24 protein-coding genes are annotated in these 25,416 nt (G+C 59.6%); 12 read left to right on the forward strand and 12 right to left on the reverse strand.

Features of this window, described 5'->3' with window-relative positions; all coding sequences use genetic code 11:
• The first annotated feature begins 3 nt into the window (after positions 1–3).
• Positions 4–369 (forward strand): hypothetical protein, encoded by a 366-nt coding sequence (locus tag FNT36_RS01700; RefSeq protein WP_144843417.1) that lies wholly within the window; start codon positions 4–6, stop codon positions 367–369.
• A gap of 37 nt (positions 370–406) precedes the next feature.
• Entirely contained in the window at positions 407–640 is a 234-nt protein-coding gene (locus FNT36_RS01705) for a hypothetical protein (protein WP_144843420.1), read from the forward strand.
• Positions 641–696: 56 nt separating this feature from the next.
• On the opposite strand, the gene FNT36_RS01710 is transcribed toward FNT36_RS01705, so the two are convergent.
• Complete coding sequence (locus tag FNT36_RS01710; protein WP_144843423.1) at positions 697–1,845, reverse strand: SMP-30/gluconolactonase/LRE family protein; 1,149 nt, start codon at positions 1,843–1,845, stop codon at positions 697–699.
• Between the two features lie 321 nt (positions 1,846–2,166).
• On the opposite strand from FNT36_RS01710, the gene FNT36_RS01715 reads away from it, so the two are divergent.
• The 4 genes from FNT36_RS01715 (at position 2,167) to rpiA (ending at position 6,246) form a co-directional block, all read left to right on the forward strand.
• Positions 2,167–4,359 carry a catalase gene (locus tag FNT36_RS01715; protein ID WP_144843426.1) on the forward strand — a complete coding sequence of 731 codons (2,193 nt, stop codon included), beginning with the start codon at positions 2,167–2,169 and terminating at the stop codon, positions 4,357–4,359.
• A gap of 161 nt (positions 4,360–4,520) precedes the next feature.
• Entirely contained in the window at positions 4,521–5,036 is a 516-nt protein-coding gene (locus FNT36_RS01720; protein ID WP_144843429.1) for an FKBP-type peptidyl-prolyl cis-trans isomerase, read from the forward strand.
• 105 nt (positions 5,037–5,141) lie between these two features.
• The gene (locus tag FNT36_RS01725) at positions 5,142–5,411 is read left to right on the forward strand and encodes a SemiSWEET family sugar transporter (RefSeq protein ID WP_144843432.1); all 270 of its coding nucleotides are present in this window, start codon (positions 5,142–5,144) and stop codon (positions 5,409–5,411) included.
• A gap of 82 nt (positions 5,412–5,493) precedes the next feature.
• The gene (gene rpiA, locus FNT36_RS01730) at positions 5,494–6,246 is read left to right on the forward strand and encodes a ribose-5-phosphate isomerase RpiA (protein WP_144843435.1); all 753 of its coding nucleotides are present in this window, start codon (positions 5,494–5,496) and stop codon (positions 6,244–6,246) included.
• A 196-nt stretch (positions 6,247–6,442) separates the two neighbouring features.
• Here the strand turns inward: rpiA and FNT36_RS01735 are convergent, their stop codons facing one another.
• The 6 genes from FNT36_RS01735 to FNT36_RS01760 form a co-directional block, all read right to left on the reverse strand.
• Entirely contained in the window at positions 6,443–7,153 is a 711-nt protein-coding gene (locus FNT36_RS01735; RefSeq protein WP_144843439.1) for an SDR family oxidoreductase, read from the reverse strand.
• A gap of 102 nt (positions 7,154–7,255) precedes the next feature.
• On the reverse strand, positions 7,256–8,188 hold the full coding sequence (locus tag FNT36_RS01740; protein ID WP_144843442.1) for a helix-turn-helix domain-containing protein: 933 nt from the start codon (positions 8,186–8,188) through the stop codon (positions 7,256–7,258).
• Positions 8,189–8,435: 247 nt separating this feature from the next.
• Positions 8,436–9,167 (reverse strand): 6-phosphogluconolactonase, encoded by a 732-nt coding sequence (pgl, locus tag FNT36_RS01745; RefSeq protein WP_144843445.1) that lies wholly within the window; start codon positions 9,165–9,167, stop codon positions 8,436–8,438.
• A gap of 99 nt (positions 9,168–9,266) precedes the next feature.
• A complete protein-coding gene (zwf, locus tag FNT36_RS01750; protein ID WP_144843448.1) occupies positions 9,267–10,781 on the reverse strand; it encodes a glucose-6-phosphate dehydrogenase in 1,515 nt (504 codons plus the stop codon).
• Between the two features lie 148 nt (positions 10,782–10,929).
• Positions 10,930–12,414 (reverse strand): NADP-dependent phosphogluconate dehydrogenase, encoded by a 1,485-nt coding sequence (gene gndA / locus FNT36_RS01755; protein ID WP_144843452.1) that lies wholly within the window; start codon positions 12,412–12,414, stop codon positions 10,930–10,932.
• A gap of 116 nt (positions 12,415–12,530) precedes the next feature.
• Positions 12,531–13,136 carry an acyl carrier protein phosphodiesterase gene (locus FNT36_RS01760; protein ID WP_144843455.1) on the reverse strand — a complete coding sequence of 202 codons (606 nt, stop codon included), beginning with the start codon at positions 13,134–13,136 and terminating at the stop codon, positions 12,531–12,533.
• 139 nt (positions 13,137–13,275) lie between these two features.
• On the opposite strand from FNT36_RS01760, the gene FNT36_RS01765 reads away from it, so the two are divergent.
• The 4 genes from FNT36_RS01765 to FNT36_RS01780 all read left to right on the forward strand — a co-directional run bounded on the left by FNT36_RS01765 (position 13,276) and on the right by FNT36_RS01780 (position 15,803).
• Positions 13,276–13,788, forward strand: coding sequence for a pyridoxamine 5'-phosphate oxidase family protein (locus FNT36_RS01765; protein ID WP_144843458.1), 513 nt, complete (start codon positions 13,276–13,278; stop codon positions 13,786–13,788).
• Between the two features lie 358 nt (positions 13,789–14,146).
• Positions 14,147–14,608 carry a hypothetical protein gene (locus FNT36_RS01770; protein ID WP_144843461.1) on the forward strand — a complete coding sequence of 154 codons (462 nt, stop codon included), beginning with the start codon at positions 14,147–14,149 and terminating at the stop codon, positions 14,606–14,608.
• Positions 14,609–14,625: 17 nt separating this feature from the next.
• Entirely contained in the window at positions 14,626–15,363 is a 738-nt protein-coding gene (locus FNT36_RS01775) for a spheroidene monooxygenase (RefSeq protein WP_144843464.1), read from the forward strand.
• An 83-nt stretch (positions 15,364–15,446) separates the two neighbouring features.
• Positions 15,447–15,803, forward strand: coding sequence for a hypothetical protein (locus FNT36_RS01780; protein ID WP_144843467.1), 357 nt, complete (start codon positions 15,447–15,449; stop codon positions 15,801–15,803).
• Between the two features lie 112 nt (positions 15,804–15,915).
• Here FNT36_RS01780 and FNT36_RS01785 read toward each other — a convergent pair whose 3' ends face one another.
• Positions 15,916–16,725: a DUF4197 domain-containing protein gene (locus FNT36_RS01785; protein ID WP_233635601.1), complete on the reverse strand. Its 810-nt coding sequence runs from the start codon at positions 16,723–16,725 to the stop codon at positions 15,916–15,918.
• 115 nt (positions 16,726–16,840) lie between these two features.
• Here FNT36_RS01785 and FNT36_RS01790 point away from each other — a divergent pair, with 115 nt between their 5' ends.
• Positions 16,841–18,106 (forward strand): competence/damage-inducible protein A, encoded by a 1,266-nt coding sequence (locus tag FNT36_RS01790; protein ID WP_144843473.1) that lies wholly within the window; start codon positions 16,841–16,843, stop codon positions 18,104–18,106.
• 236 nt (positions 18,107–18,342) lie between these two features.
• Here FNT36_RS01790 and pckA read toward each other — a convergent pair whose 3' ends face one another.
• Positions 18,343–19,992 carry a phosphoenolpyruvate carboxykinase (ATP) gene (gene pckA / locus FNT36_RS01795; RefSeq protein WP_144843476.1) on the reverse strand — a complete coding sequence of 550 codons (1,650 nt, stop codon included), beginning with the start codon at positions 19,990–19,992 and terminating at the stop codon, positions 18,343–18,345.
• Between the two features lie 304 nt (positions 19,993–20,296).
• Between pckA and FNT36_RS01800 the strand changes: the two genes are divergently transcribed.
• Entirely contained in the window at positions 20,297–21,790 is a 1,494-nt protein-coding gene (locus FNT36_RS01800) for a helix-turn-helix domain-containing protein (RefSeq protein WP_144843479.1), read from the forward strand.
• Positions 21,791–21,877: 87 nt separating this feature from the next.
• Here the strand turns inward: FNT36_RS01800 and FNT36_RS01805 are convergent, their stop codons facing one another.
• The 3 genes from FNT36_RS01805 to hppD form a co-directional block, all read right to left on the reverse strand.
• Positions 21,878–22,888 carry a fumarylacetoacetate hydrolase family protein gene (locus tag FNT36_RS01805; RefSeq protein WP_144843482.1) on the reverse strand — a complete coding sequence of 337 codons (1,011 nt, stop codon included), beginning with the start codon at positions 22,886–22,888 and terminating at the stop codon, positions 21,878–21,880.
• A gap of 86 nt (positions 22,889–22,974) precedes the next feature.
• Complete coding sequence (locus FNT36_RS01810) at positions 22,975–24,141, reverse strand: homogentisate 1,2-dioxygenase (RefSeq protein ID WP_144843485.1); 1,167 nt, start codon at positions 24,139–24,141, stop codon at positions 22,975–22,977.
• 105 nt (positions 24,142–24,246) lie between these two features.
• Positions 24,247–25,377 (reverse strand): 4-hydroxyphenylpyruvate dioxygenase, encoded by a 1,131-nt coding sequence (gene hppD, locus FNT36_RS01815; protein ID WP_144843488.1) that lies wholly within the window; start codon positions 25,375–25,377, stop codon positions 24,247–24,249.
• Positions 25,378–25,416 lie beyond the last annotated feature (39 nt).

Consider the following 25,416-nt stretch of genomic DNA (forward strand, 5'->3'; position numbering starts at 1 on the left):
ACCGTGGCGCGCCCAGCCGCAGCTAGTAGCCGCTCGCTGGTAGTAAGCGCTGCCGGAATACTGGCCGGCCAGCCCGTGTATATAGTAGGCCTTGAGCATCCCGCCGAGCAGGCCCTCGACTACGAAGCGCTGGCCCTACTGAACCTGAGCACCACCCAGCAGCTAGCCCAACAGCTGGGCGCAGTGCAGCAACAGCTAGCCACCCTGCACAGCCAGCTGGCCGCAATACAGCGCCTCAACGGCGAGCTGCTACTCGACCACAACAAGCAGGAAGACCTCCGCCAGCAGCTCAACCTGCTGCAAAGCCAGCAGGCGGCAACCTTCTCGAGCGGGCGCCCGCGCCGAAGTTTTAGCTGGCTGGCCGAGTAAGTAGCCCCTTCTACCCCCATTCTCATCCCCCACTACTATGAAAACGTTACGCATCACTGGTCTTCTTCTACTGCTGCTCACCCTCACGGCCTACGCGCTGCCAGCCCCTCACCCCGAGAGCATTGCCCCGCAGCCAACTCTTGGCGGCGAAATAACCCGCGCCACGCTGCTGCGCTACCGCTGGGTGCGCGACTGGGGACCCTTCACCCACCCTAGGCCCGGCTTGCTGCCCGACGATGCCATGGCCAGCCAAGAGCCGGGCCGCAGCTAGGGTGCCGCCCTAAGCTTACAACCGCCCCCTGCACAGCACGAAGCGACTATCCCACCCTAGGGCAGGTCAATCACCGACTCAGTGTGCGGGGCGTCCGACTTGGTATTGACGAAGTGCTTCTCGGGCTTGTCGTAGTCCGATACTATCAATTGCTTGCCTTTGAGCAGCACTTCGGCGGGCTGGTCGAGCTTGCCGCCGGCGCCATCAGTGTCGCCGTTGCGGGCTAGTATGGTGTGGGCGTTGGTGTTGAGGTCGATGACCTCTATCGCATTCAGGCGCGAGTCGCAGACGTAAGCCTTATCGGTGGCGCGGTCGATAACGAGTCCATCGATACACGGAATCTTGGGCGCAGCCACGGGCACCACTTCTTGCTTGGCGAGGCTGCCATCGGGGTTGAGGGTGAGGCGGTGGAAGGTGCCATCGCCAAAAAAGCCTGTATACAAGCGGCCTTTGCTGTCGTAGTCGAGCCCGTCGGCGCCATTGTCCACGCCGGTTTCGTTGACGGTAGTCGTGAACTGCGCCAGCACGTGCGGGTCCTTGGTTTTGGGCTTGAGGTGAATGGTAGTGCCGGGCTTGAGTTCGGCCAGCGAAAAGCGCATGACGGCGCTGCCCTTGTCGTTGTCAGGCATATCCCACTGGCTATCGGTCACATACAAGGTATTGCCCTTCCACACCGTCGCATTAGCGAGACAAAAATTATCCACGGCCGTTTCGATGGTGCCGGTAGGCTGGCCGTTTTTCATCAGCACCCGCATTAGGCGCGATTTATAGTCCTTGCTGTTTTCATACTGGTTTTCGGCGTAGTAGAGGTTGCCATCGGGGCCGAAGGCTAGGTCCATCGGCGTGGCCTTCTTGGTGGTCGGCTCTACCGGCAGGCGCCCGATAAACGGCTTGTAGCCAGTGGCCGTTAGCTCCACAATCTGAGCCGGATACTTATTGTCGGCCAAGTTGGGCACCGACAGCAGCACCCGCCCATCGGGGGCCAGCACGAGGCCATCGGGGGTATTGAGCGAGTCGGGAAAGGTGGCTAGCAGCAGCGGCGTGGCGCCTTGGCTGGCCGTGTCGGCGTTGGCTTGGGCTTCGGCTGCTTTGTCGGTAGCCTTGGCGGCGGCTTGCTGCTCAGCCGATTGCTGGGGGCCGCACGCGGCCAGTAGGCTGCCGCTGGCTAGCAGCACGGCAGCAACGCGAGAGGAAGAAGAGAACATAGCGAAGAAAGGCAGGGCGATGAGATACTGCGTGCCGGTACGTAGCCACTGTTGCTTAAGTTTTTACTTAGGCTTCATATCCGCTTCATTATCACCCAGTAGCTGTTCCTTATGCCGAGCAATAACTTGGCGTCTTAAGCAATATTTAAGGTGTTTTTTAAGTAGCACCTTACCGGGAATGGGTACGCTGATACTTACCAGCTTAGGCTAGCTAGCCAGCCATAGATAAGCTAAAGGTGCACCTAGGCGGCACTAACCTTAACCATAGCGGCCCGTTTAGGCGCATACTGTAACGCTTATTTCCCTCCTCCTATCTCTCCCATGCACGACAAACCCCTAGCCAAGCAAAACCACCAGGATGTGGTGAGCAACCCCAAAACCGACCAGCTAGCCCAGCACAGCGACGACGGCTATGGCAAGTACCTGACCAGCAACCAAGGCTTGCGCGTCAACGATGACCAGAACTCGCTGAAGGGCGGCGAGCGCGGCCCAAGCCTGCTCGAAGACTTTCTCTTCCGCGAGAAGATGACCCATTTTGACCACGAGCGTATTCCGGAGCGCGCGGTGCACGCCCGTGGCGTAGGAGCCCACGGATACTTCGAGGCCTATGGCAACGCTACCGAGCTAACCAAAGCTCACTTCTTGCAACCCGGCGTGGTAACGCCCGTGTTCACGCGCTTCTCTACGGTAGCCGGCTCGCGCGGCGCCAGCGACCTGGCCCGCGATGTGCGCGGCTTCGCCGTGAAGTTTTATACCCAAGAAGGTGTGTATGACCTGGTAGGCAATAACATGCCGGTGTTCTTTATTCAGGACTCCATCAAGTTTCCCGACTTTGTGCACGCCGTGAAGCCGGAGCCGCACAACGAGATTCCGCAGGGCGCTTCGGCGCACGACACGTTCTACGACTTTATATCGGCCAACCCCGAAAGCACCCACATGCTGCTGTGGGCCATGAGCGACCGCGCCCTGCCCCGCAGCCTACGCATGATGGAAGGCTTCGGCGTGCACACCTTCCGCTTTGTGAATGCCCAAGGCAAGTGGCGCTTCGTGAAGTTCCACTGGAAGCCGCTGCTCGGCACCCACTCGGTGCTGTGGGATGAGGCCCAGCAGATTTCGGGCAAGGACCAGGACTTTCACCGCCGCGACCTGTGGGCTAACATCGAGATGGGCGCCTACCCCGAGTGGGAGCTGGGTGTGCAAGTAGTGGAAGAAGAAGACGAGCACAAGTTTGACTTCGATATTCTAGACTCGACCAAGCTCATTCCTGAGGAGCTAGTGCCAGTGCAGGCCATTGGTAAAATGGTGCTGAACCGCAACGTAGACAACTACTTCGCTGAGACAGAGCAAGTGGCGTTCTGCCTCAGCCACATTGTGCCGGGCATCGACTTCTCGAACGACCCGCTACTGCAAGGCCGCCTGTTTTCATACCTCGACACCCAGCTCAAGCGCCTAGGTGGCCCCAACTTCCACGAGATTCCGATTAACCGCTCGCTGGCCCCGGTGCACAACAACCAGCGCGATGGCCACATGCGCCAGACCATCAACAAAGGCAAGGTAGCCTACGGCCCTAACCTGCTCAACGACCAGTACCCCAAGCAAGCCCCGCAGAGCGAAGGCGGCTTCAACTCGGTGTATGAGCGCGTGGAAGGCCCCAAGATTCGGCGCCGCAGCAAGAGCTTCATCGACTTCTACAGCCAGGCCCGCTTGTTCTGGAACAGCCAGAGCGAGCCCGAAAAGACTCACATTGTGAAGGCTTTGCGCTTTGAGCTGAGCCACGTGCAAACTGATTGGATTCGGGAGCGTACCATCGTGCAGCTGGCGCAAGTAGACCACGACCTAGCCAGCCGCGTGGCCGAAGGCCTAGGCATGGATGTACCCTCGGCCGAGGGCATGCAGCTCAACTACGGCGCCATCGGCGCCGACGATAAAGCGGCCGACTTCCAATCGGCCCCGGCCAAAGCCAGCGTGGGCAGCTCGCCGCACCTGAGCATTGCCACCGACAGCCCCATCAACCAGGGTAAGGGCAGCGTGAAAACCCGCCAGATTGCCATTCTGGCCACCGACGGGGCCGACGTAGCCGCCATCGGCGAGTTCATGAAAACCTTTATGGACCAGGGTGCCCAAACGGCCATCATCGCTACCCACCTAGGTACGATTAAAGGCCAAGACGGCACGCAAATCCTCGTCAACTGGACGTTCCAGAGCACGTCGTCGGCGCTGTTCGATGCCGTGTACGTAGCTGCTGGCGCCCAAAGCGTGAGCAAGCTCAAGCAGGATTTTGACGCCGTGCGCTTCGTCAACGAGGCTTTCCGCCACTGCAAGCCGCTGGCCGCTTCGGCCGAAGGCGTGGAACTGCTGCAAGCCGCCGCGTACCCCGGCGCCGAGGGCATCCTGGACGCCGATGGCGTGGTGACCAGCGCCGACACCGACGTGGCTGACTTGGCCCAGGAGTTTGCCGAGGCTATCAAGCAGCACCGCTTTTTCAGCCGCGAGCTAGAGGCTGTGCCCGCCTAGGTACGTTTTTTTGAATAACTGAATCCCCCGTCTCCTGTTAAAAGAAGGCGGGGGATTTCTTTATGCCGTAGCTTGCGGCCATTGCTGGGCGGGCCACACGCAGCTAGCGTAGTTGGTTGCCGCCCCTACCTTTGTTTACACACCAACCCCCACCCCACCCTATGGCCGCCGTTGCCCAAAACTCCGTCGTAACCCTTACCTACGACCTATCCGTCACCGACGACAACCAAGAGAAAGTACTGGTCGAGCAAGCCGAATCGGAAGAGCCTATGGTGTTCTTGTTCGGCCACAGTGGCCTGCCCGAAGAGTTTGAGCGCCAGCTTGATGGCAAAAATACGGGCGATGCTTTCAGCTTCTCGCTCACCCCCGACCAAGCCTATGGCGACTACGACCCCCAGGCCGTGGTGCAGATTCCGAAGCAGGTCTTTGAAATCGATGGCAAAATCGACGACCAAATGCTGGAAATTGGCAACTACCTGCCTATGGCCGACAATGAGGGTAACCACATGCAAGCCAAGGTAGTAGAGGTTGGCGACGAGATGGTAACCATGGACTTCAACCACCCGCTGGCCGGCATGGTAATGCACTTCGACGGCAAAGTGATGGAGGTGCGCCCCGCCACTGCCGAAGAGCTGAGCCACGGCCACGTGCACGGCGAAGGCGGGCACCACCACTAGGTCCTACCCCGCTACCTACCCAACGGGAACTACTTGCTAGGCAAGCAGTTCCCGTTATTTTTTCACCCTTACTCAGCAGCAAGGGTGCTCACTTAACTTTTTTACATGACGCTATTTTCTGCGGCTGGCAGCATGGCCGCCTTCCTCACCACCGCCGCCTACGTGCCGCAAGCCTACAAAACCATCAAAACCCGCTCGACCAGCAGCCTCTCGCTGCCCACTTACGTGATGCTTTTTCTGGGCACCTGCCTGTGGGTGGTGTACGGCCTGCATACCGGCGATGTGCCCGTACTGGCCTCCAATGTGGTCACCTCGATTCTCGCGGGTATTATCTTATGTTTAAAATTCGGGGCCAAGCCGAACGAACCCAGCTAGCCGGCCCTAGGTCGAAGAAATGGCGCAGTGGCGGCCCGGCCGCTACTTTTACGGCCGTATCTCACTTTTAGCTTCGTTGCTCATGTCGTTGCCCACTGCCCCAGCCCCCACCCTGCAAGACCAGGAAAAACAGCTTGCCGCCGCCGCCGCCTTGCGCTGGGTGCGCGATGGCATGATACTGGGCTTGGGCACTGGCAGCACTTCGGCCCAGTTTATCAAGCAGCTCGGCGTGGCGGTGCAAAATGGCCTGAAGGTGCAGGGCACGGCTACATCACTGGCCAGCGAGGCACTGGCGCGCCAGCTGGGCATCCCGCTGCTCGAACCCCAGCGCGGTCTGCGCTTTGACCTAGCCGTGGACGGAGCCGATGAGCTCGACTACCAGCTGCGCCTCATCAAGGGCGGCGGCGGCGCCTTGCTGCGCGAAAAAACGCTGGAAACCGCTTCTGACTATCTGCTCGTGATAGCCGACTCTTCTAAGCTGGTGCCCACGCTCGGCCGCTTTCCGCTGCCGCTGGAGGTGGTGCCCTTCACCCTGCCCTGGGTGCTCGATGCAGTAGATAAGCTGGGCGGCGCGCCCGTAGTGCGCCCCGCCGTAGGCGACCCCACCGCCGACTACCTCACCGACCAGCGCAACAACATCGTAGACTGCCACTTCGGCCAGATAGCCGACCCCGAGCGCCTGGCCCGACAGCTCGAGCAAATTCCCGGCGTGGTAGAGCACGGGCTGTTCCTAGGTCTTGCCAAGGCGGCCATTGTGGTGCAAGGCGGCCAGCCCATGGCGCTGAAGCCTGGCGAAGCCGCCCGGCCCGCGAGCGACTTTGCGGAACTGCCCTAGGTGCTTTTTGCCAAAGCAATCGTCTTGAGCAGGCGCTAGTTGGCTATTCCTACAACAAGGCCCCAGTGAGGCGCTTCCATTGCACTAGCATGGAGCGTCTCATTGGGGCCTTCATTTTTGATAGTAGTCGCACAGGCTGCTGCTAGGTCGCCCTCGCTAGGGCTACAGCGGGGTTAGGTAACGGCAGCGCTAGCGCTTACCAGGGCGTGGGGCCGTCTGTTGAGGAGGCGGTGCCGGTGGGGCCATCTGCCGGCAGCAGGGCCAGCCGGATAGCTTCGGCGGCACCCTGTTCGGGGGTGTCGGTGCCAGCAAAGCCGTTGAGGTCGGTGGCCGTGTAGCCGGGGTTAGCCGAATTTACTTTGATGGCCGTATCGCGCAGCTCATAGGCTAGCTTCACGGTGAGCATGTTCAGCGCCGCTTTCGAGGCGGAGTAGCCGAGCAGTCCCCAATCATGCTGCCCAACTAGCGTGAGCGAGCCCAACGGACTGGATACGTTAACAATCCGCCCCGCGGCGGCCTGCTTGACGAGGGGCAACAGCGTTTGGGTGACGGCCAGCGTACCTAAGAAATTAGTTTTCAGCGCCTGCTCGACGCTGCTCACAGCAACCGCACTGGCTGAGCCGTCGCCGGGAACGTTGATACCGGCGTTATTAACCAGAATATCTAGGTGGCCCACCTCGCGCTGCAGCCGGGCCGCGGCCGCGTCGAGAGAGGCTTGGTTGTTCAGGTCCAGGTCGATGGCTACTACATCGCCTTCAGCCGCTAGAGCGGCTACGGCTTGCTGGCCATTGGCAGCATCGCGTGCCCCTAGGTACACCCGGCAGCCCACCCGCAGCAGGCCCCGCACTATCTCCAGGCCGATGCCTTTGTTGCCGCCAGTTACCAGCGCTATTTTCTTGTTTTCCATGTTTCCGATGTGGTTAGCCTCCTCCGAATGGCGGAGCAGGAGTACCCCACAAAGGTCCGGCTAGGGTTCAGCGGGCAGACTTTGCCAGTCAAACCATCTTCTTTAGATTTCAAACGCGGCCATACTTCGGAAGTCGCCCGGCGTCTGGGTTACCTGCCGTTTGAAAAACGTGCAGAAGTGCGCTACATCGGCAAAACCAAGGCTATCGCCAATTTCGGAGATGGTCCAGTTAGTTTGCTTGAGCAATATTTTGGCTTCCTGTATCAAGCGGCTGCTGATTAGCGCCGTAGTGGTTTGGCCAGTCGTTTCCTTGAGCACGCGGTTAAGGTGGTTGACGTGCACCGCCAGCTGGTTGGCGTAGTCGGTGGCCGTGCGCAAGCGCAGTGGTGGCTGCGGGCTCGTGCGCGGAAACTGCTGCTCTAGCAAGTCGGCAAACTGGGTCGCCACCCGCTCGGCCGCACTGTGGGTAGCCAGCAAGGCCGGGGCCGGCTGTAGCTTTTGCACCAGGTGTATCAGCTCCCACAAGTACGTGCGCAGGAGGTCGTACTTGTAGGCATAGGTGGACTTGATTTCCTGCTCCATCTTCTGGAAAATAGCTTCCACGGCCGCGCAGTCGGCCTCGCTCACTTCCCACACCGGGTAGGCCGTGGGCTGAAAAATGGGTAGTTCATCCAGGACTACGCCTCCCGCCCGAGCGGGCAGCAAGAAGGCCTCGTTGAAAATGCAGAAATACCCCTCGGGCGTTTCGGTCAGCGGCAGCCAACGGTAAGGCACGCGGGGCGTCACCAGAAACAAGGTATTCGGTCCGTCGTGCGGGGCCCGGTCGGCGTACTCCACCCGGCTGCGCCCCCGGCAAAGCGTTATTTTGTGATAGGCCCGCCGGTTGAACGTCATCGGGGGCTGCTCGCTGGTGCGAGGCATGAAATCGGACAGCCGGAACACGTTGAAATGCCCCACGGCCTGCGCTATATCTGGCGGCGGCACGGTCCGGGGCTGGGAGGCGCTGTAAAACGTATCGAGCGTGTTAGGTTTCATCGAGATAGGAAGGGCGGGTTAGATGGCTTCGAGTTAATACACAATTAACTACAAGACGTGCTGCTGAGCATCAGCACCGTGCATCTATACGCGAACTCACTAGCACGTGTCTTGCTGCTCAGTCGCGTCTAAACTCCGCTGCTACCCTATTTGTCTGTTAATTCCCACTAAAAAAGGCTCCCCGCATGACACGGGGAGCCTTCTTAATCAGGGCTGCGGATTCGTCTACCTAGGGCCTGCCGTAGTGCTAGGCGCTGCGCTGCAAGTTCTTAGCAGCGGCTTCGTCCAAGAACCACGCTAGCTCGCCGCTACTAGGCTCAATGAGCTGCGCTGGGTACTGCTCGATGTCGCGGTCGTGCTCTAATATTTGCTGCACGGCTTCGGCCTTGCCGGCGCCATACACCAAGAAGGCTACGGCGCGCGCCTGGTTGATGAGCGGCGCCGTGAAGGTGATGCGGTATACCTGCTGCTCGGGCAGCCATACCTCCTTCACGCCCACCGTTTTATCGTGCAGTACGGGCGTGTGCGGAAACAGCGAGGCCGTGTGCGCATTGTCGCCCAAGCCCAGAAGCACGAGGTCGAATTTGGCTTTTTTCTCCCCAAAAAACTCTTCAATGTCCACGCAGTATTGCGCGGCAGCTTCGGCGGGCTTTAGCTCGGTATCGACGTCGAATATCTGGCTGGGGCGCACCCCTAGGGGGTCGAGCAGAGCCTTTTTCGCCATCAGGTAGTTGCTGTCGGGCGAGGTCTGGGGCACGTTGCGCTCATCGCCAAAGAAGAAATACGTTTGCTCCCACTGCACGCGCTCGCGGTAGGTGGGCGAGGCTAGCAGTTCGTAGAGCTTCTTGGGCGAGCTGCCGCCCGACAAGGCCACCGCAAACCGTCCGCGGCGCTCAATAGCTTGCGCGGCCCGGTCTACAAAGTACTCGGCCAGAGCAGTTAATACGTCGTCGGGCGTCGAAAGAATATGCAAATCCATAGGAAAAAGAACTAGGGAACAAGAAAGCTGGGTGAGTGGAGCAAGGGCAAGTAACTACCCACAGCCGGTATCTGCGGCCATTCCTATTCCCTAGGTCGCTTATTTTTTGCTGCTGAGCGGAATGGTGAACCAGTGAAACCCGTCCTTGGCCACGAGTGCCTCGGCCACTTCGGGACCCCACGAGTCGGCCGAATAGTTGGGGAAGTTCTGGCTCGCGCGGTTCTGCCACGCGTTCAAAATCGGCATTACTAAGTCCCAAGCCTCTTCCACTTGGTCGGCGCGCATAAACAGCGTTTGGTCGCCGAGCATCACGTCGAGCAGCAGGGTTTCGTAGGCCTCGGGGGCCTGCGCCACATAGGTGCCTTTGTAGTCGAATACCATGTCCACGGTGTTGAGCACCATGTCCACGCCGGGGCGCTTGGCTTGCACTTGCAGGCGAATGCTCATCTCGGGCTGAATACTGATAACCAGCCGGTTCTTGCGCATCGTATCCGCCATTTCGGGCGGAAAGATGGAGTGCGGCACATCCTTAAACTGGATGGTGATGATGGAGGCCGAGCGGTGCAGGCGCTTGCCGGTGCGCAGGTAAAACGGCACACCCTGCCACCGCCAGTTGTCTACGAAAAACTTCACAGCAGCGAAGGTTTCGGTGTTCGATTCGGGGTTGGCGCCGGGCTCCTCGCGGTAGCCGGGCACTTTCTCGCCCTCTATCCAGCCGGGGCCATACTGGCCGCGCACCGCCGAGTCGCGCACCGAGTCAGGCGTGAAGCGGCGCATGGCGCGCAGCACATCCACCTTGCGGTCGCGCACTTCCTCGGCCGTGAAGTTCACGGGCGGCTCCATGGCCACGATGCACAGCAGTTGCAGCAAGTGGTTCTGAATCATGTCGCGCAAGGCGCCCGAGCCATCATAGTAACCTGTGCGCTCGCCCACACCCAGCTGCTCGGTCACCGAAATCTGCACGTGCTCGATGTTGTTGCGGTTCCAGAGCGGCTCCATGATGGCGTTCGCAAAGCGGAAAGCCATGATGTTCTGCACTGTCTCCTTGCCGAGGTAGTGGTCGATGCGGTAAATCTGCTTTTCCTGGAAAATGCAGCCCAGCAGCTTATTCAGCTCCTTGGCCGACTCTAGGTCATGGCCAAAAGGCTTTTCGATAACAATGCGCGTGCGCTCAACGTCGGTGGTTAGGCCGGCCTTGGAGAGGTTCTCGGCAATAACCGGGAAGAAATTAGGTGCTACGGCCAAGTAGTAGATGACATTGGCCTCCGTTTTCCATTCCTCTTCCAGCTGCTTGATGCGGTTAGCAAATTCCTGGTAGGTATCGGCGTTTTGCACGTCGGCGGCCTGGTAGTACACGTTGGGCACAAAGCCCTGCCATTTGTCTTCCTTGGCCTCGCCGCTGCGCGAAAACTCGTTGATATCCTTCAGCATCCGCTCGCGGAAGTCGTCATCCGAGAGCTTGGTGCGGCCCGTGCCGATGAGGGCAAACTGCTCGGGCAGCCAGCCTTCGAGGTACAGGTTGTACAGCGCCGGCGCCAGCTTGCGGGCGTTCAGGTCGCCGGTGCCGCCAAAGATGACGAAAATGGTCGGCTGCGATTTTATATTGGTATTCATGTTGAGTTGGTGCTTAAAAATCGTCTGTCATTGCGAGCGCAGCGAAGCAATCGCACCAAGACGAGACGGTAGTACGAGAACCGGCAAACCGTGCTGATGCGATTGCTTCGCTGCGCTCGCAATGACAGACGATTTTCGAGCGCCTTTCCTACTCTTTCGGCACGGGGGGCTTTTGGTTGGCTTGCTCGCCGGCCGGGGCCTCGGGCGTGCTGCGCAGGCCCGTCCACTGGGTGTGGAAGGTACCTTCTTTGCCAATAAGCTCGTAGGTGTGCGCGCCGAAGTAGTCGCGCTGGGCCTGAATGAGGTTCGATGGCAGACGGCCCGTGCGGAAAGCATCGAAGTAGCCGATGGCCGACGTGTAAGCTGGCACCGGCAGCCCAGCCGCGATGGCGGCCACTGCCACGGCCCGCGCACCGCCAGCCGACTCTTGCACCAGTTTCTGCACCGCGCCATCTAGCAGCAAGTGCGCCAATTTGTTATCGCCTTTGTAGGCGTTATAAATATCATTCAAGAACTCAGACCGGATGATGCAGCCGCCGCGCCAGATGCGGGCAATGGTGGCCAGCTTCAAGTCGTACTTGAACTCTTCCGACGCCCGGCTCAGCATGTGCATGCCCTGAGCGTAGGTAATGACCATGCTGAAGTAAAACGCCTGCTCTAGCTGACCTAGGAGCTCGTCTTTGTCGCCGGCCAGCTGCCCCGCGGCGGGCTGGTACTGCTGCCCTAGCTGCTCGCGCAATTGCTTATACTTAGACAGGTCACGCATCGACACAGCCGTGTCCACGGTCGGGATGGGCGCCTGAATGTCCATCGCCACCTGAGAGGTCCACTTGCCGGTGCCTTTGGCGCGGGCTTCGTCCTTGATGTCGTTGAGCAGCAGGTGGTCGCTGTCGGGGTTTTTGAAGGCGAAAATGTCCTTCGTAATATCCAGTAGGAAGGACTTAAGGCGACCGTCGTTCCACTTGGTGAATACCTCGCCAATAGCCGCGTCGTCGAGACCTAGGCCGGTTTTAAGCACACCGTAGGTTTCGGCAATCAGCTCCATCAGGCCGTACTCGATGCCGTTGTGCACCATTTTCACAAAGTGGCCAGCTGCGCCGGGGCCCATGTAGGCCACGCAGGGCTCGCCGTTCACTTTAGCCGCGATGGCGTCGAACACCGGCTCCATCACCTTGTATGCTTCGGCGTCGCCGCCGGGCATCATGCTGGGACCAAAGCGGGCGCCTTCTTCGCCGCCGCTCACACCCATGCCAAAGAAATGCAGCCCCTTATCGCTCAGCTCTTTGTCGCGGCGCGTGGTGTCGGTGTAGTACGAGTTGCCGCCGTCGATGAGGATATCGCCGGGGCTGAGCAGCGGCGTCATTTCGGCAATTACGCTATCCACGATGGCCCCCGCAGGCACCAGCATCATAATGGCGCGGGGCGTTTTGATGCTTTTTACAAACTCGGCAGGGTCGCTAAAACCCTTCACGGGCTTGTCTTTGCCTTCCTGGCCGAGCAGGTCAATCTGCTTTTGGCTCTTGTCGTAGCCGGCTACCGCGAAGCCGTGGTCGGCCATATTCAGTAGCAGGTTGCGGCCCATTGTGCCCAGGCCAATCATGCCAAAGGCGTATTCCGTGGGGGTGTCGCTCATCGGGAAATTAGGGATGATGAAAGAAAAAGAGGGTGTTCGAAGAAAAGCTAAACAAGGCTAACCTAGGGCCACCAGGCGGCTATACGTAAGAATGGCCGGCCGTTGGCCGATTTTGGCTAGGGCGAAGATGGGCCAGCTTTGACAAATGCCAGCAATTCGGGGAAGAATACCCGAAAATCAGCCTCATAAGCGGCGTAGTGGCGGCGTAGCTCCTCGCCCGCCGTTTCCATACCCGAGCCCGGCGAGGCCCGGCGGCTCAGGCCCTGCAAGGCGCGGGTAATGCCCGCGATTTCGGCGTAGCCAAGCAGCCAGTTTTGCTGCACTAGGTACGGAAAAAACCGCTGCACCGGGGCCGGAAACTCGGCGGCCCGGCTGGCCAGCACAGCATACACGCGCTGGGTAAACTCCCCTAGGGCTTCGCAGGAATACTCCTCGAAGTGGCGCGCCAGAAAATGGTCGTATACCATATCAGACACCACGCCGGCGTACTTGCCATAGCCCGCCTCGCGCAAGCGGGCAGTGGTGCGGCGCACTACGGGGTGCTGGTCGGTGAAGGTATCAATGGCCCGGTGCATTCTGATACCAGCCTGTACGCCAGGCAAGTATTGCTCAAGCTGGCGGCCGGGCACCGAGTCGGCAATAAACTGCCCCAGGAGGTGGTCGGCGTAGGCTGGCGCGGTGGCGTCGGGGCCAGCCAGGTACAAATGAGCCAGAAAATTCATAGCGGCCGCGCTGGTCCTAGTACCACCGCTGAGGTAGTAACCGGGAAACTAGAAACCAGTTCGGCCGTAAGCACAACCCACCACTGGGCGGTGCCCTAGGCGCTGCCACGGTATTTCTTCTTTCAAAAATTCTCTTTCCATGTCTGAATCTCAAACGCCCGTCACCCACGACCTAGGCAAGCTGTTCGAAAAAATTAAGGATGTGCGTATCGCCATGCTCTCGACCTTTGACGAGGAGCACAAGCTGCACAGCCGCCCCATGGCTACCATCAAGCCCGACGCCGACGGCTCGCTGCTGTTCCTCACCGATAAGGACTCGGCCAAGGTGTATGAAGTGAAGCAAGACAACCAGGTAAACTTGAGCTACGCCAACCCCAGCGACAACGTGTACGCGTCGGTATCGGGCACGGCCAGCGCCTACCGCGACGAAGCCAAAATCGCCGAGCTCTACACCGAGGACATGCGCGCCTGGTTCCCGAAGGGTAAGGAAGACCCGAACATCATGATTTTGAAAGTCAAAATCGAGAAAGCAGAGTATTGGGACTCGCCGAGTGGCGTACTGTCGCGCGCCTATGGCTACCTACGCGCCGTAGCTACGGGCGAGGGCAGCGACTCGAACGACGTAAACCAGCACGCCCAAGTAAAGGTGTAACTGCTTTCTGAGCTGTCAGCTTTCGATTGCCGTTAAATTTTTGATTTGCAAGCGCAAGCGAACCGCGGGTCTACAACATAACGAACAGCCACTGGTGATTCTAATAGAATTTCTAGTGGCTGTTTTGGCGTCCTGCCATTAATATAAGAGCGTGTGTAGCATCTCAATATTCGGTCATGCTGAGCCCCGCAAAGCATCTCTACTGCCTTACTGAGCATCTCTACTGCCTTACTGAGCATCTCTACCGCATCGCTGGAAAGCTGCTCAATAAGGCAGTAGAGATACTTCGCGGGGCTCGGCATGACAAACAAATAAGGTATTTTTTATAATTTCTAGACACGCCCTTAGCTCAGACCTTATGGCCATTCCGCCGGAAGTAGCCGTGTTTATTGAACGAGGGATTGAGGTCGGTAAAATGTGTTTGCCCGACCATTATCCCACACCCGACAACTTCGCTGAATTTCAGGCTGGTTACCGCTACAACGCCGTTACCGGCGAAGTACTAATAGGAGAACAAGCGGGCGATTTTCAGCCTTCGTGGTATGTAGTGGCGGCCAACTACTTCGATGACCCTTTTTACGTCGATTTTCTGGAGCAGGAAGCAGGCTTTCCCGTCTATTTTTCTTTCCACGGGGCCGGCACTTGGACGCCGCTCCGAGTGGCGGCTACGCTGCTCGACTTCACCATCCTACTCACCGCACTAGCCGAAACGGCGGACGATGCCGCGGCATCCGTACGGCTCTTGCGCAGTATTCCGGACGTGGAAAATGAATTCTGGCAAGAAGTAATCGAGGAATATGAAACAAGTGAGCCGGAGTAGTAGGTTAGACAAAACGAATGCTTACGACCATTACCATTTTTACCCTGCAGCCCGGCCAGTGGCGCTGGGGCCTGTCCCAAATGGGTACCTCGCCTGGCACGTTAAAAAAAGTAGCGGGCCTACAATTTTTTCAGCTGCTAGGTAGTGGCGCGGCCAATGGCTTCGGCTTCTTGCCTAACCTCGACCGCTACGGCTTCCTAGGGGTCTGGGAGTCGGCCGAGGCTGCCACAGCCTTCTTCACAGCGCACCCGCTTTGGGCCAATTACCAGCACCGCAGCCGCGAAACCTGGACGGCCGAATTGGCTCCGCTCCGCTCGCACGGGCTCTGGAATGGCTTGAATCCCTTTGACTACCCGACTGACGCCCTAGGGCCGGTTCCAGACGCCAGCCCGGTGGCGGTACTCACGCGAGCCAGCATCCGGTTGCGGCGGGCGGCGCGGTTTTGGGGCTATGTGGAGCCCACAAGCCGGGCGCTCGCCGAGGCGCCGGGCGTGCGACTGGCCATCGGGCTGGGCGAGCTACCGCTAGTGCGGCAAGCCACGTTTAGTGTCTGGGAATCGGCCGAAGCCATGCAGCAGTATGCCTACCGCGATGTGCGCCACCGCGAGGTCATTCAACTGACGCGGCGCGAAGGTTGGTACGGCGAGGAACTATTTGCCCGCTTTCGGGTGCTAAGCAGCCGGGGCACGGTAGACGGCCAAGCACCCATCATGAGCGAAGTGCTAGGTGCCCAGGCGCCGAAAAAGACCACCTAGCTCAAACCCTATTCAGGCCTCGCCCGTATCTTCGCGGCCAAGACATAAACCTTATTTATTCACTCTCTACTGCCCTTTTTGCCATGCGACAGTACGATAATCTGGACGACGACGACCTCGACGACGACGATAACCTCGACACGTTTGCCCGCACGGGCGGCGCCAAAACCCGCGGCTCGGGCGAGGACCAACTATCGGCCAAATACGCCGACTACCTAATGTGGCGCGACACCGGCTCCTCGCACGATGAGGCGCTCGACCTGGCCGCCATGACCGAAGAAGAATTCACGACTGCCGAAGCTGCCGAAGACCCCGACGGCGCCAGCGGCCTCAGCCCCCTCGACGATGACGACGACCTCGACAACGATGATGAGGATGACGACTTCGGTAGCAGCTCGCGCAGCCGCGGCCGTGGCGACGACTACGACAGCGATTATTAATCGCTGAATTTTTGAAATGCGAAAAGGCCCCGCTACTCGGTTGAGTGGCGGGGCCTTTTTTGCTAACCCTTTCAAGAACTGTCATGCAGCGCGCAGCGAAGCATGACCTAGGTTATTTTTTGCCAAAAACCCGCTGCAAGATGGCGGTGCTTTGCGCGGCCGGATTTTGGCGAATTTTGGCTTCCTGCTGGGCCAGCAAGATGAAGAGTCCGTCTACGGTTTGAGCCGTCACGTAGTCGGTGAGGTTGTTTTTGGCCGGCGTCATCAGCGGAATTTTGTTGTAGCGGTCGATGAGCTTGGCGTAGGCGGCGTTGGCCCCCACTTGGTCGAGGCTCTGCACGATACTGGGGCGTAGGGCAGCCACCAGCGCAGCTTCCGAGTTTTTGCGCAGCAGCTGGGTGGCGGCGTCTTTGTTGCCGCTGGTCACGAGCGTGAGGGCGTCGGTGAGGGTGAGCTGCTGCACGGCGTTGAGGAAAATATCCTTAGCGGCGGGTGCGGCTACTTCAGCGGCGCGGTTCATGAGGTTGGTGGCTTGCTCCACGGCGGCCTTGCCAAGCGGGCCGGGCAGGGCACTGAGCGTAGTGGCCACGAGCTGCGCATCGGCCGGAAACGGGATGCGGATGTCGTCGTTCAGGTTAAAACCGTCTTTTTCGGAGGCGAAGGCTACGGCTTTAGTTACGCCTGTGGTCAGAGCCTCCTTAAGGCCGGTGTTGGCCTCGGCCTCGGTAAGCGGCGCTACGGGCGCGGGGGCCGGAGTGGCCACGGCAGCAGTAGTAGTTTTTTTGGTAGTCGTGGTTTTAGCCGCTGGTTTGGCAGCGGCTTTTTTAGTGGTCGTTGTTTTTTTGGTAGTGGTAGCTTTTTTGGTTTGTGCTACGGCCGGTACGGCGGCGAGCAGCGCAAGTGCTAGTAGGAGATTTTTCATATAAATCAGGAGGAAAAAGGCGGGCTCAAAAACCAGACGGCTCGTATAGCTGTCCTGCAAGCACCGCTGTGCAAAGTTGCCTACAAAACCTTGCCAAACTCCGCAATCCCCCCTCATGGACGTTGAAATCATGACCATCGGCGACGAGCTACTCTACGGGCAGGTCGTAGATACCAACTCGGCCTTTATGGGCCAGCAGCTCGGCCGCCTGGGCCTGCGCGTGCGCCAGATTACGAGCGTGAGCGACCGCGCCGACGAGATAGTGGCCGCCCTCGACCAAGCCCGCCAGCGCGCCAAAGTTATCCTCACCACCGGCGGCCTAGGTCCCACCAAAGACGACCTGACTAAGCACGTGCTGGCCCGCTACTTTGGCCGCGAATTGGTGCTGCACGAGCCTACGCTGCGCCATGTAGAGGACATCTTCAAGCGCTTCAACCGCCCCATGCTCGACGTGAACCGCCAGCAAGCGATGGTACCCGAAGGCACCGAGGTGCTGCACAACGCCGTCGGCACCGCCCCTGGCATGTGGATAGAAGACCAGGGCACCGTATTCATCAGCATGCCCGGCGTGCCCTTCGAGATGAAGCGCCTCATGACGGACGAGGTGCTACCCAAGCTCCAAAAAAAATTTGACCTCGCTCCTATTGAGCACATCGTCGTCATGACGGCCGGCCTAGGTGAGTCTTTCCTAGCCGAAAAAATCAAGGACTGGGAAGCTGCGCTACCGTCCAATATCAAGCTTGCTTACCTGCCCAGCCTAGGCAGCGTGCGCCTGCGCCTCACCGGCACCTCCGATGGCCAGCCCGACCTGCGCTCGCGTATGTTGGCGCTGCTGCCCGCCCTGCGCGAGCGCATCGGCAGCTACATTTTCGCTGAAGAAGACTCGCCGCTCGAAGTGGTAGTCGGCCAAATCTTAAAAACCAAAAACTGGCAGCTCGGCACTGCTGAAAGCTGCACTGGCGGCGCGGTGGCGGCCCGCATCACGAGTGTACCGGGTAGCTCGGCCTACTTCCGCGGCAGCGTAGTGGCCTACGATAATGATATCAAAGAAGCCCTCCTAGGTGTCAACGCTGAGACCCTGGCTCAGCACGGTGCCGTGAGCGAAGCCACGGTGCGCGAAATGGCTGAAGGCGCCCGCGCCCGCCTAGGGTGCGATGTGGCTCTAGCCACCAGTGGCATCGCTGGCCCAGGCGGCGGCACGGCCCTCAAGCCGGTGGGTACTATCTGCATCGCCTGCGCCACCCCGAGCGGCACCGTGAGCCGGCAGATTAACATCGACCGCGGGCGCCAAACGAATATCGAGTACACTGCTCAAGCCGTGCTGATATTGTTGTGGCAGCAATTGGCCGGGCACAAAGAAGCGGCGTTGCTGAAAGTGTAGAAACTCGTTCCGGCTTGCCTACTAGCATCTGTCATTGCGAGCGGAGCGAAGCAATCGCACTCAGACGGCCGCACTGAACAGGTACAACTACTTCGTTATCAAAAACGCAACTTAAGCAAAATGGCTTTCAGCATCTGCTGAAAGCCATTTTGCATTTATCGAAAGTCGTCCTGCTCCTCTCTCATTGTTGGAGAGGAACCCAGGTGGTAAGGTGCATACACCTAATGGGCACGGACCTAGGCGGCCACTAGTACCGGCGCTTCGACCTGCACCTCGGCAACCGGCGCTACTACCGGCGCACCGGCCAATATCTCCTCATTTGCCGCGGCGGCATACTTCTCGAAGTTGGTGATAAACTTAGTGGCCAGCTGATTGGCGGCCTTGTCGTAGGCGTTCTTATCGGCCCAGGTACGGCGCGGGTCGAGCAATTCGGTGGGAATGCCGGGTACCGCGCCGGGTACCTGCACCCCGAATACGGGGTGCGGACGGAATTTCACGTCATCGAGCTGGCCGGTGAGGGCGGCCGTAATGAGGGCGCGGGTGTAGCTCAACTTCATGCGGCTGCCTACGCCGTAGCCGCCGCCCGACCAACCAGTGTTTACGAGCCACACGTTTACGGGGTGGTCGTCCATTTTCTGGCCCAACATCTCGGCGTAGCGGGTGGGGTGAAGCGGCAGAAACACTGCCCCGAAGCAGGCCGAAAACGTGGCCTGTGGCTCCAGAATACCCATTTCGGTACCAGCCACCTTGGCCGTGTAGCCGCTCAGAAAGTGGTACATGGCGTGGCTCTTATCGAGCTTGCTCAGGGGCGGCAGCACACCGGTGGCATCGGCGGTGAGGAAGAAGATATTGGTGGGCACCGGCCCGATGCTCGGCACCGCGATGTTGGGAATGTAGTCGATGGGGTACGCCGTGCGGGTGTTTTCGGTCACCGACTTATTGGCGTAGTCCACGGTGCGGGTGCCGGGCACAAAGCGCGTGTTTTCGACGATGCTACCGAACTTAATGGCGTTCCAAATTTCCGGTTCTTTCTCAGCACCTAGGTCGATGACTTTGGCGTAGCAGCCGCCCTCGAAGTTGAAGATGCCGCCCTCGCCCGGCAGCCAGCCGTGCTCGTCGTCGCCCACAAGATGGCGATTGGGGTCGGTGGAGAGCGTGGTTTTGCCTGTACCCGAGAGGCCGAAGAACACTGCCGCATCGCCGTGCGAGCCAATGTTGGCCGAGCAGTGCATGGGCAGCGTGTCCTGCTCGTGGGGCAGCAGGTAGTTGAGTACGCCGAAAATGCCTTTTTTCATCTCGCCAGCGTAGCCGGTGCCGCCGATGAGAATCAGTTTTTTGGTGAAGTTGAGAATGGCGAAGTTCTTCTGCCGGGTCCCATCCACGGCCGGGTCGGCCTCGAAGCTGGGCGCGCAAATAATGCTAAAATCGGCCGCCCAGCTGGTATCAGCGCCTTCCTCGGGCCGCAGGAACATATTGTAGCAGAATAGATTGTGCCAGGCCAGCTCGTTTACGATGCGCAGCTTGAGCTGCGAGGCTGGGTGCGCCCCGGCGTAGCCCTCGCGCACGTACAGCTCCTTATCCTCTAGGTAGGCCACCATCTTCTGATGCAACTGGTCAAACTTGGCGGCCTCAAACGGAATGTTGATGTCGCCCCACCACACGCTATCGGCCGTCTTTTCGTCGCGCACGATAAACCGGTCTTTGGGCGAGCGGCCCGTGAACTGCCCGGTATCTGCCATCAGCGCGCCCGTGTCGGTGAGCACACCCTCTTTGCGGCACACAGCTGCCTCAACCAACGCGGCGGGCGGCAAATTGAGGTGAGCGTGGGCCAAGCGGCGGAAGCCTACGGGCTGCAAGCGACTCAGGATGTTGGCAGTAGCTGACATAGAAAAGGGATAAGTGGATAAGAAAGAGATGTTGTGGTAGCTGATGCGAGGCCAGGGTGGCGGGCACCCTGGCCTCACGAGAGCAGTGGGTGGGAATTGAGATGGCAAAAGTATGCGAGCGAATTATAATTGTTAGCGAATTTTCGCTAACAATTATAATTCGCTCGCTCAGGATTAATTTTGCAGAAAGAAAAAAGCCGTTTAAGTAGCCCTAGGGCATATTGGGGCAGCTGAAAATTTTTAGGGTGTGCTCACGTGAGCGCTGCCCAACTGCCCTACTTTTACCCCTATTGCCCCTACCCTTATGCTAAATCACGGCCAGGTCGTCCGTCTCATTTTTGGCTTGAAGCTGCGCGAGCTGCGGCAAGAGCGCGGCCTCTCGCCGGCCGAGCTGGCGCGCGCCTGCGATATGAGCATCAGCTACCTCAACGAGATTGAGAAGGGCAAAAAGTACCCGAAGGCCGATAAGATACTGAGCCTGAGCAAGTGCCTCGACGTGCGCTACGACCAGCTAACGTCTACCGTACTGCCGCGCCGCCTCGAACCCATTGCCGACCTGCTGCAATCGAAGGTGCTGCAAGAGTTTCCATTGCAGCTCTACGGCCTGGAGCCGATGCAGCTATTCGAGCTTATTGCCAACGCGCCGGCCAAGATGAACGCCTTTATCAGCACCATCATCGAGATTGCCCGCAACTACGAACTGCGCCAGGAGCACTTTTTTGTGGCCGCGCTGCGCTCCTATAAGGAGATGCACGACAACTACTTTGAGGACCTAGAGCAGGATGCGCGCACCTTCGTGGCCAGCCACCAGCTCGCGGCCACCCCGCCCTTTGACTTGGCCCGGCTCGAAGCCATCCTGACCCGAGAGTACGGCTACACCATCGACCGTACCACGCTGGCCGGGCACCCGGTGGTGCAGGCCGGGCGGCTACGGTCGGTGTTTCGCCCCGCCACTAAAACGTTACTCATGATTCCGACCCTGAGCCAGGGCCAGCAGGCGTTTGTCCTAGGTCGGGAATTGGGCTTCAATTACTTGAAGCTGAAAGAGCGGCACTACGCCAGCCCCAATCCGCTGGAGCCACGTTCGTTTGAAGAGGTGCTGAATAACTTCCGCGCCTCCTACTTCGCTAGCGTGCTGCTGATGGAGGAAGACAGCCTGGTGCGCGACCTGCGCCAAGTGTTTGCGGCCCCCACCTGGCAGCCCGAGACATTGCTAGCCCTGCTCACGCGCTACGAGGTGAGCCCCGAGATGCTGATGCAGCGCCTCGCTGCGCTGCTCCCCAAACACTTTGGGCTCAATAGCTTGTTCTTCCTGCGCTTCGACCAAGCTACTGCCGACGTGCCTTACCGCCTCACCAAGGAGCTGCACCTCTCGCGCCTTCACAATCCCCACGCCAACGAGCAGCACGAGCACTACTGCCGCCGCTGGGTGAGCCTGCAACTGTTGGCCGAGGGCCGCGACCTGCCGCTCACCGGTACCCCGCAGATACTCGCCGCTGCCCAGCGCTCGCAGTACCTAGGCACCCCCGAGGAGTATCTGTGCTTTTCGCTGGCCCGCGTGGGCACGCCCACCGAGCCCGCCATGAGCGTCACCATTGGCCTGCTCTGCGATGACAACTTGCGCCAGCAAGTGGCCTTCCTCCCCGACCCTGCCCTGCCCCTCATCACCGTCAACGAAACCTGCGAGCGCTGCCCCATCGCCGACTGCACCGTGCGCGCCGCCCCGCCCAGCCAAGTGCAGCAAGCCGCCCGCCGCGCCACCTTCGAGGCCGCCGTGGCCGAATTGGTGCAGGGGTAGCGTGGCCGTAGTTAGTAGTGGCCGAGGCACTGGCTGTGTGGTAAACACAATTCAAGACCGGCACCCTAGGTCTAATAAGCTAAGGAGCTAGCTAGTTGGCCGTGGCTTCTTCAGAGCCAATAAGGAGTGGGTGGTTTCTTCGGCCACCATAGTATTAGTGAGGGTACCTAGGCCTTCGATGGTCATGCTCACCTCGTCGCCGGCTTGTAGCCACTGTTCCTGGTAGGCCGGGTTCTGGAGGCGGCCAGTGCCGTTGAGCTCTAGAAAGCAGCCAGTGCCCACGGTGCCGCTGCCTATTACGTCGCCGGGGTGCAGGTCTACGCCGTAGGCGCAGCGTTCCAGCAGTTCGGCAAAAGTCCAGTCCATATCGGCTACGTTGCCTGCGCTGACCTGGCGGCCATTCACGGCGCAGGTCATGCGCAGGTTGTAAGCGTGGCCGGTATGGCCTGGCTTGGCAGGTACCCGGTAAGGCGCCAGTTCGTCGGGCGTGACCAGCCAGGGGCCGAGCGTGGTGCAAAAATCCTTGCCTTTGGCTGGCCCTAGGTTCAGCAGCATCTCCTCCAGTTGCAGGGTGCGGGCGCTGAGGTCGTTCAGTATCATGAACCCGCCGATGTACTCGTCGGCCTCGGCCGCCACGATGTTGCGCCCCGGGCGGCACACCACGATGGCTATTTCCAACTCAAAATCTAGCTTCTGAAAGTGGTCGGGCATGCAGCGCACGGGGCCGGGTCCTTGCACGCTACGGTGGTTGGTGAAGTAGAAAACGGGGTACTCATCAAACTCGGGCAGCATCGGCACCCCGCGGTTGCGGCGGGCGGTGGCCACGTGCTGCCGGAAGGCGTAGGCATCGCGGCAAGAAGTAGGCTCGTTGACGGGCGCCAGCAGCTGGGTTTCGGTCAGAGGCACGCCGGGGCGCGGGGTGCGCCGCAACAGTTGCTCGGCGGCCTGCGCCAGCGGCAGGCACTCGTCCCAGCGCTGCAAAAACTCGCGCATGGTGGCGGGCAGCCGCGCATCGAGGGCCTGCAAATCATGGAGCTGACCTAGGTGCACTAGCGCGAGCCGCCCGATGGCGCCGTGGGCATACGTGGCTAGTTTCATAGGAAGCCGCGGCTGATTAAAATTGGTTTCTAGTTAGTAGTGAATGTGTTGGCTGCCCGGCCTTGGCAAAAAGGCCCTAGGTAATACTATTGCCCGGGCTCCAGCCAAGACTTGTAGTAGGCGCCATCGTCGAGGGCGAGCGCGGCTTCCGTGAGCTGCAAGGGGCGGAAGGTATCAATCATCACGGCCCACTCGTCGGTGCCGGTTTTGCCGATGCTGCGCTCGTAAGCACCGGGCGCCGGGCCGTGCGGAATGCCGCCGGGGTGCAGCGTGATATGCCCCTGCTCGATGTTGTTGCGCGACATAAAATTCCCGTCCACGTAGTACAGCATCTCGTCCGAGTCGATGTTGGAGTGATAGTAGGGCGCGGGGATGGCCTTCGGATGATAATCGAAGAGCCGCGGCACAAACGAGCACACCACGAAGGCCTTGGTTTCGAACTGTTGGTGCACGGGCGGCGGCTGGTGCACCTTCCCCGTTATCGGCTGAAAGTTGCGGATGTTCATGCCGTAGGGGTAGTTGTAGCCATCCCAGCCCACCACGTCGAAGGGGTGCGAGGGGTACACCAGCTCGTGCAGTATGCCTTGCTTCTTGATTTTCAGCACGAAGTCGCCGGTTTCGTCGTGCGTTTCTAGGTCGGTCGGCAGCTTGTAGTCGCGCTCGGAGTAAGGCGCGTGTTCAAGCAACTGCCCAAAGTGGTTGCGGTAGCCCTTAGGCGTATAAATTGGGTGAAACGACTCGGTGATAAGCAGGCGGTTGTCCTCCGAATCAAACTCGATTTGGTAAATAATGCCCCTAGGTACCAGCAAATAGTCGCCGGGTTCAAAGGCAATATTGCCCAACTGGGTACGCAGCCGCCCGGTGCCCCGGTGAATGAACAGCAACTCATCAGCATCGGCATTTTTATAGAAATACGCCGTGAGCGAGTGGCGCGGCGCGGCCAGCGAGATGTGCACGTCGCTATTCACCAGCACGGGCGTGCGAGCCGCTAGGTAATCATCCTGCGGCGGCACCTGAAAGCCTTTTAGCAGCCGAGCCTTGATGTTCTTCGCCACCGAAATTTTGGGCGTCAGGTCGGTTTCGCCCCGCACCTCCCGCACCGCCGTCGGCGGGCGCAGGTGGTATAGCAGCGACGACATGCCCTCGAAGCCAATCGTGCCGAATAGCTGCTCGTAATGGAGCCCCCCGCCGGGCTTCTCAAACACCGTGTGGCGCGTGGCCGCCACCTGCCCAAGCTTATGATAGATAGGCATGGAAAAACGAACTAGTGGATTAGGCAATAAAAAAGAACGCGCAACCGACCTAGGAAACCCGGCCGGGCTTGCTAGGTCGGCGCTGACGTAGTGCAACCGGCCAGACTACAGGTTGCCGCGCCGGTCTTGCTCGCGCTCTAAGCTCTCGAACAGGGCTTTAAAATTGCCGGCGCCGAAGCTGCGGGCGCCCTTGCGCTGGATGATTTCGAAGAAGACCGTGGGTCGATCTTCGACCGGCTTCGTGAATATCTGGAGCAGGTAACCCTCCTCGTCGCGGTCGGCCATGATGCGCAGGCTACGCAGGGCCTCCACGTCTTCATCAATGTCGCCCACGTGCGCCCGCAGGTTGTCGTAGTAGCTGTCGGGGGTGTTCAAGAACTCCACGCCGCGGCTTTTCAACTCGCGCACGGTGCTAATGATGTCGTTGGTAGCCACTGCGATGTGCTGCACGCCCTCGCCTTCGTAGAACGTGAGGTATTCCTCAATCTGGGACTTTTTCTTACCTTCGGCCGGCTCGTTGATGGGAAACTTGACGTAGCCGTTGCCGCTGCTCATCACCTTGCTCATTAAGGCCGAGTACTCGGTAGTAATCTGCTTATCGTCAAAGCTCAAGATGTTGGTGAAGCCCATTACATCCTCGTACCACTTCACGGCTTCGTTCATGCGGTTCCAGCCCACGTTGCCCACACAGTGGTCTACGTAGAGCAGGCCTGCGGGCGCGGGGTTGAAGGCCGACGTTTGAGCGGCGTAGCCGGGCAGGAAGGCGCCGTGGTAGTTTTTGCGCTCCACGAAAAGGTGCACCGTTTCGCCGTAGGTGTAGATGCCGGCCGTGCGCACCTCGCCGTGCTCGTCGGTGAGCGTGCGGGGCTCTTGGTAGCTGCGGGCGCCGCGGGCCATGGTTTGCTCGTAGCTCGCGTAGGCATCATCGACCCACAGAGCCAGGATTTTAACGCCGTCGCCGTGCTGGCGCACGTGCTCGGCGATGACGTGGTTGGAGTGCATTGCCGTGGTGAGCACCAGCCGGATTTTGCCTTGCTGCACCACGTAGCTGGCGCGGTCGCGCACCCCCGTTTCGGGGCCAGCGTAGGCTACTGTTTGGAAGCCAAACGCGGCCTTGTAGTAATAGGCTGCCTGCTTGGCGTTGCCGACATACAGCTCGAGGTGGTCGGTGCCGAGCAGGGGCAGAAAATCGGTAGCAGCGCGCTGCTTAAGCTCTTGGGCTACTTGGGGTTCCATGGCGGGTGGGAGAAATGAGGTGAGCTAGGTGCCGTAATA

It is taken from the genome of Hymenobacter setariae (assembly GCF_007713685.1).
Classification (GTDB): domain Bacteria; phylum Bacteroidota; class Bacteroidia; order Cytophagales; family Hymenobacteraceae; genus Hymenobacter; species Hymenobacter setariae.

Bases quoted from the DNA above. Each gene is read 5' to 3' on its own strand.
- FNT36_RS01785 (WP_233635601.1), bottom strand. From the start codon at position 16,725: ATGAAAAATCTCCTACTAGCACTTGCGCTGCTCGCCGCCGTACCGGCC.
- FNT36_RS01770 (WP_144843461.1), top strand. From the start codon at position 14,147: ATGGCCATTCCGCCGGAAGTAGCCGTGTTTATTGAACGAGGGATTGAG.
- FNT36_RS01765 (WP_144843458.1), top strand. From the start codon at position 13,276: ATGTCTGAATCTCAAACGCCCGTCACCCACGACCTAGGCAAGCTGTTC.
- FNT36_RS01715 (WP_144843426.1), top strand. From the start codon at position 2,167: ATGCACGACAAACCCCTAGCCAAGCAAAACCACCAGGATGTGGTGAGC.
- FNT36_RS01810 (WP_144843485.1), bottom strand. From the start codon at position 24,141: ATGCCTATCTATCATAAGCTTGGGCAGGTGGCGGCCACGCGCCACACG.
- FNT36_RS01805 (WP_144843482.1), bottom strand. From the start codon at position 22,888: ATGAAACTAGCCACGTATGCCCACGGCGCCATCGGGCGGCTCGCGCTA.
- FNT36_RS01775 (WP_144843464.1), top strand. From the start codon at position 14,626: ATGCTTACGACCATTACCATTTTTACCCTGCAGCCCGGCCAGTGGCGC.
- FNT36_RS01800 (WP_144843479.1), top strand. From the start codon at position 20,297: ATGCTAAATCACGGCCAGGTCGTCCGTCTCATTTTTGGCTTGAAGCTG.
- FNT36_RS01705 (WP_144843420.1), top strand. From the start codon at position 407: ATGAAAACGTTACGCATCACTGGTCTTCTTCTACTGCTGCTCACCCTC.
- FNT36_RS01780 (WP_144843467.1), top strand. From the start codon at position 15,447: ATGCGACAGTACGATAATCTGGACGACGACGACCTCGACGACGACGAT.
- FNT36_RS01720 (WP_144843429.1), top strand. From the start codon at position 4,521: ATGGCCGCCGTTGCCCAAAACTCCGTCGTAACCCTTACCTACGACCTA.
- zwf (WP_144843448.1), bottom strand. From the start codon at position 10,781: ATGAATACCAATATAAAATCGCAGCCGACCATTTTCGTCATCTTTGGC.
- hppD (WP_144843488.1), bottom strand. From the start codon at position 25,377: ATGGAACCCCAAGTAGCCCAAGAGCTTAAGCAGCGCGCTGCTACCGAT.
- FNT36_RS01740 (WP_144843442.1), bottom strand. From the start codon at position 8,188: ATGAAACCTAACACGCTCGATACGTTTTACAGCGCCTCCCAGCCCCGG.
- FNT36_RS01760 (WP_144843455.1), bottom strand. From the start codon at position 13,136: ATGAATTTTCTGGCTCATTTGTACCTGGCTGGCCCCGACGCCACCGCG.
- rpiA (WP_144843435.1), top strand. From the start codon at position 5,494: ATGTCGTTGCCCACTGCCCCAGCCCCCACCCTGCAAGACCAGGAAAAA.
- FNT36_RS01710 (WP_144843423.1), bottom strand. From the start codon at position 1,845: ATGTTCTCTTCTTCCTCTCGCGTTGCTGCCGTGCTGCTAGCCAGCGGC.
- gndA (WP_144843452.1), bottom strand. From the start codon at position 12,414: ATGAGCGACACCCCCACGGAATACGCCTTTGGCATGATTGGCCTGGGC.
- FNT36_RS01790 (WP_144843473.1), top strand. From the start codon at position 16,841: ATGGACGTTGAAATCATGACCATCGGCGACGAGCTACTCTACGGGCAG.
- FNT36_RS01725 (WP_144843432.1), top strand. From the start codon at position 5,142: ATGACGCTATTTTCTGCGGCTGGCAGCATGGCCGCCTTCCTCACCACC.
- FNT36_RS01735 (WP_144843439.1), bottom strand. From the start codon at position 7,153: ATGGAAAACAAGAAAATAGCGCTGGTAACTGGCGGCAACAAAGGCATC.
- pgl (WP_144843445.1), bottom strand. From the start codon at position 9,167: ATGGATTTGCATATTCTTTCGACGCCCGACGACGTATTAACTGCTCTG.
- pckA (WP_144843476.1), bottom strand. From the start codon at position 19,992: ATGTCAGCTACTGCCAACATCCTGAGTCGCTTGCAGCCCGTAGGCTTC.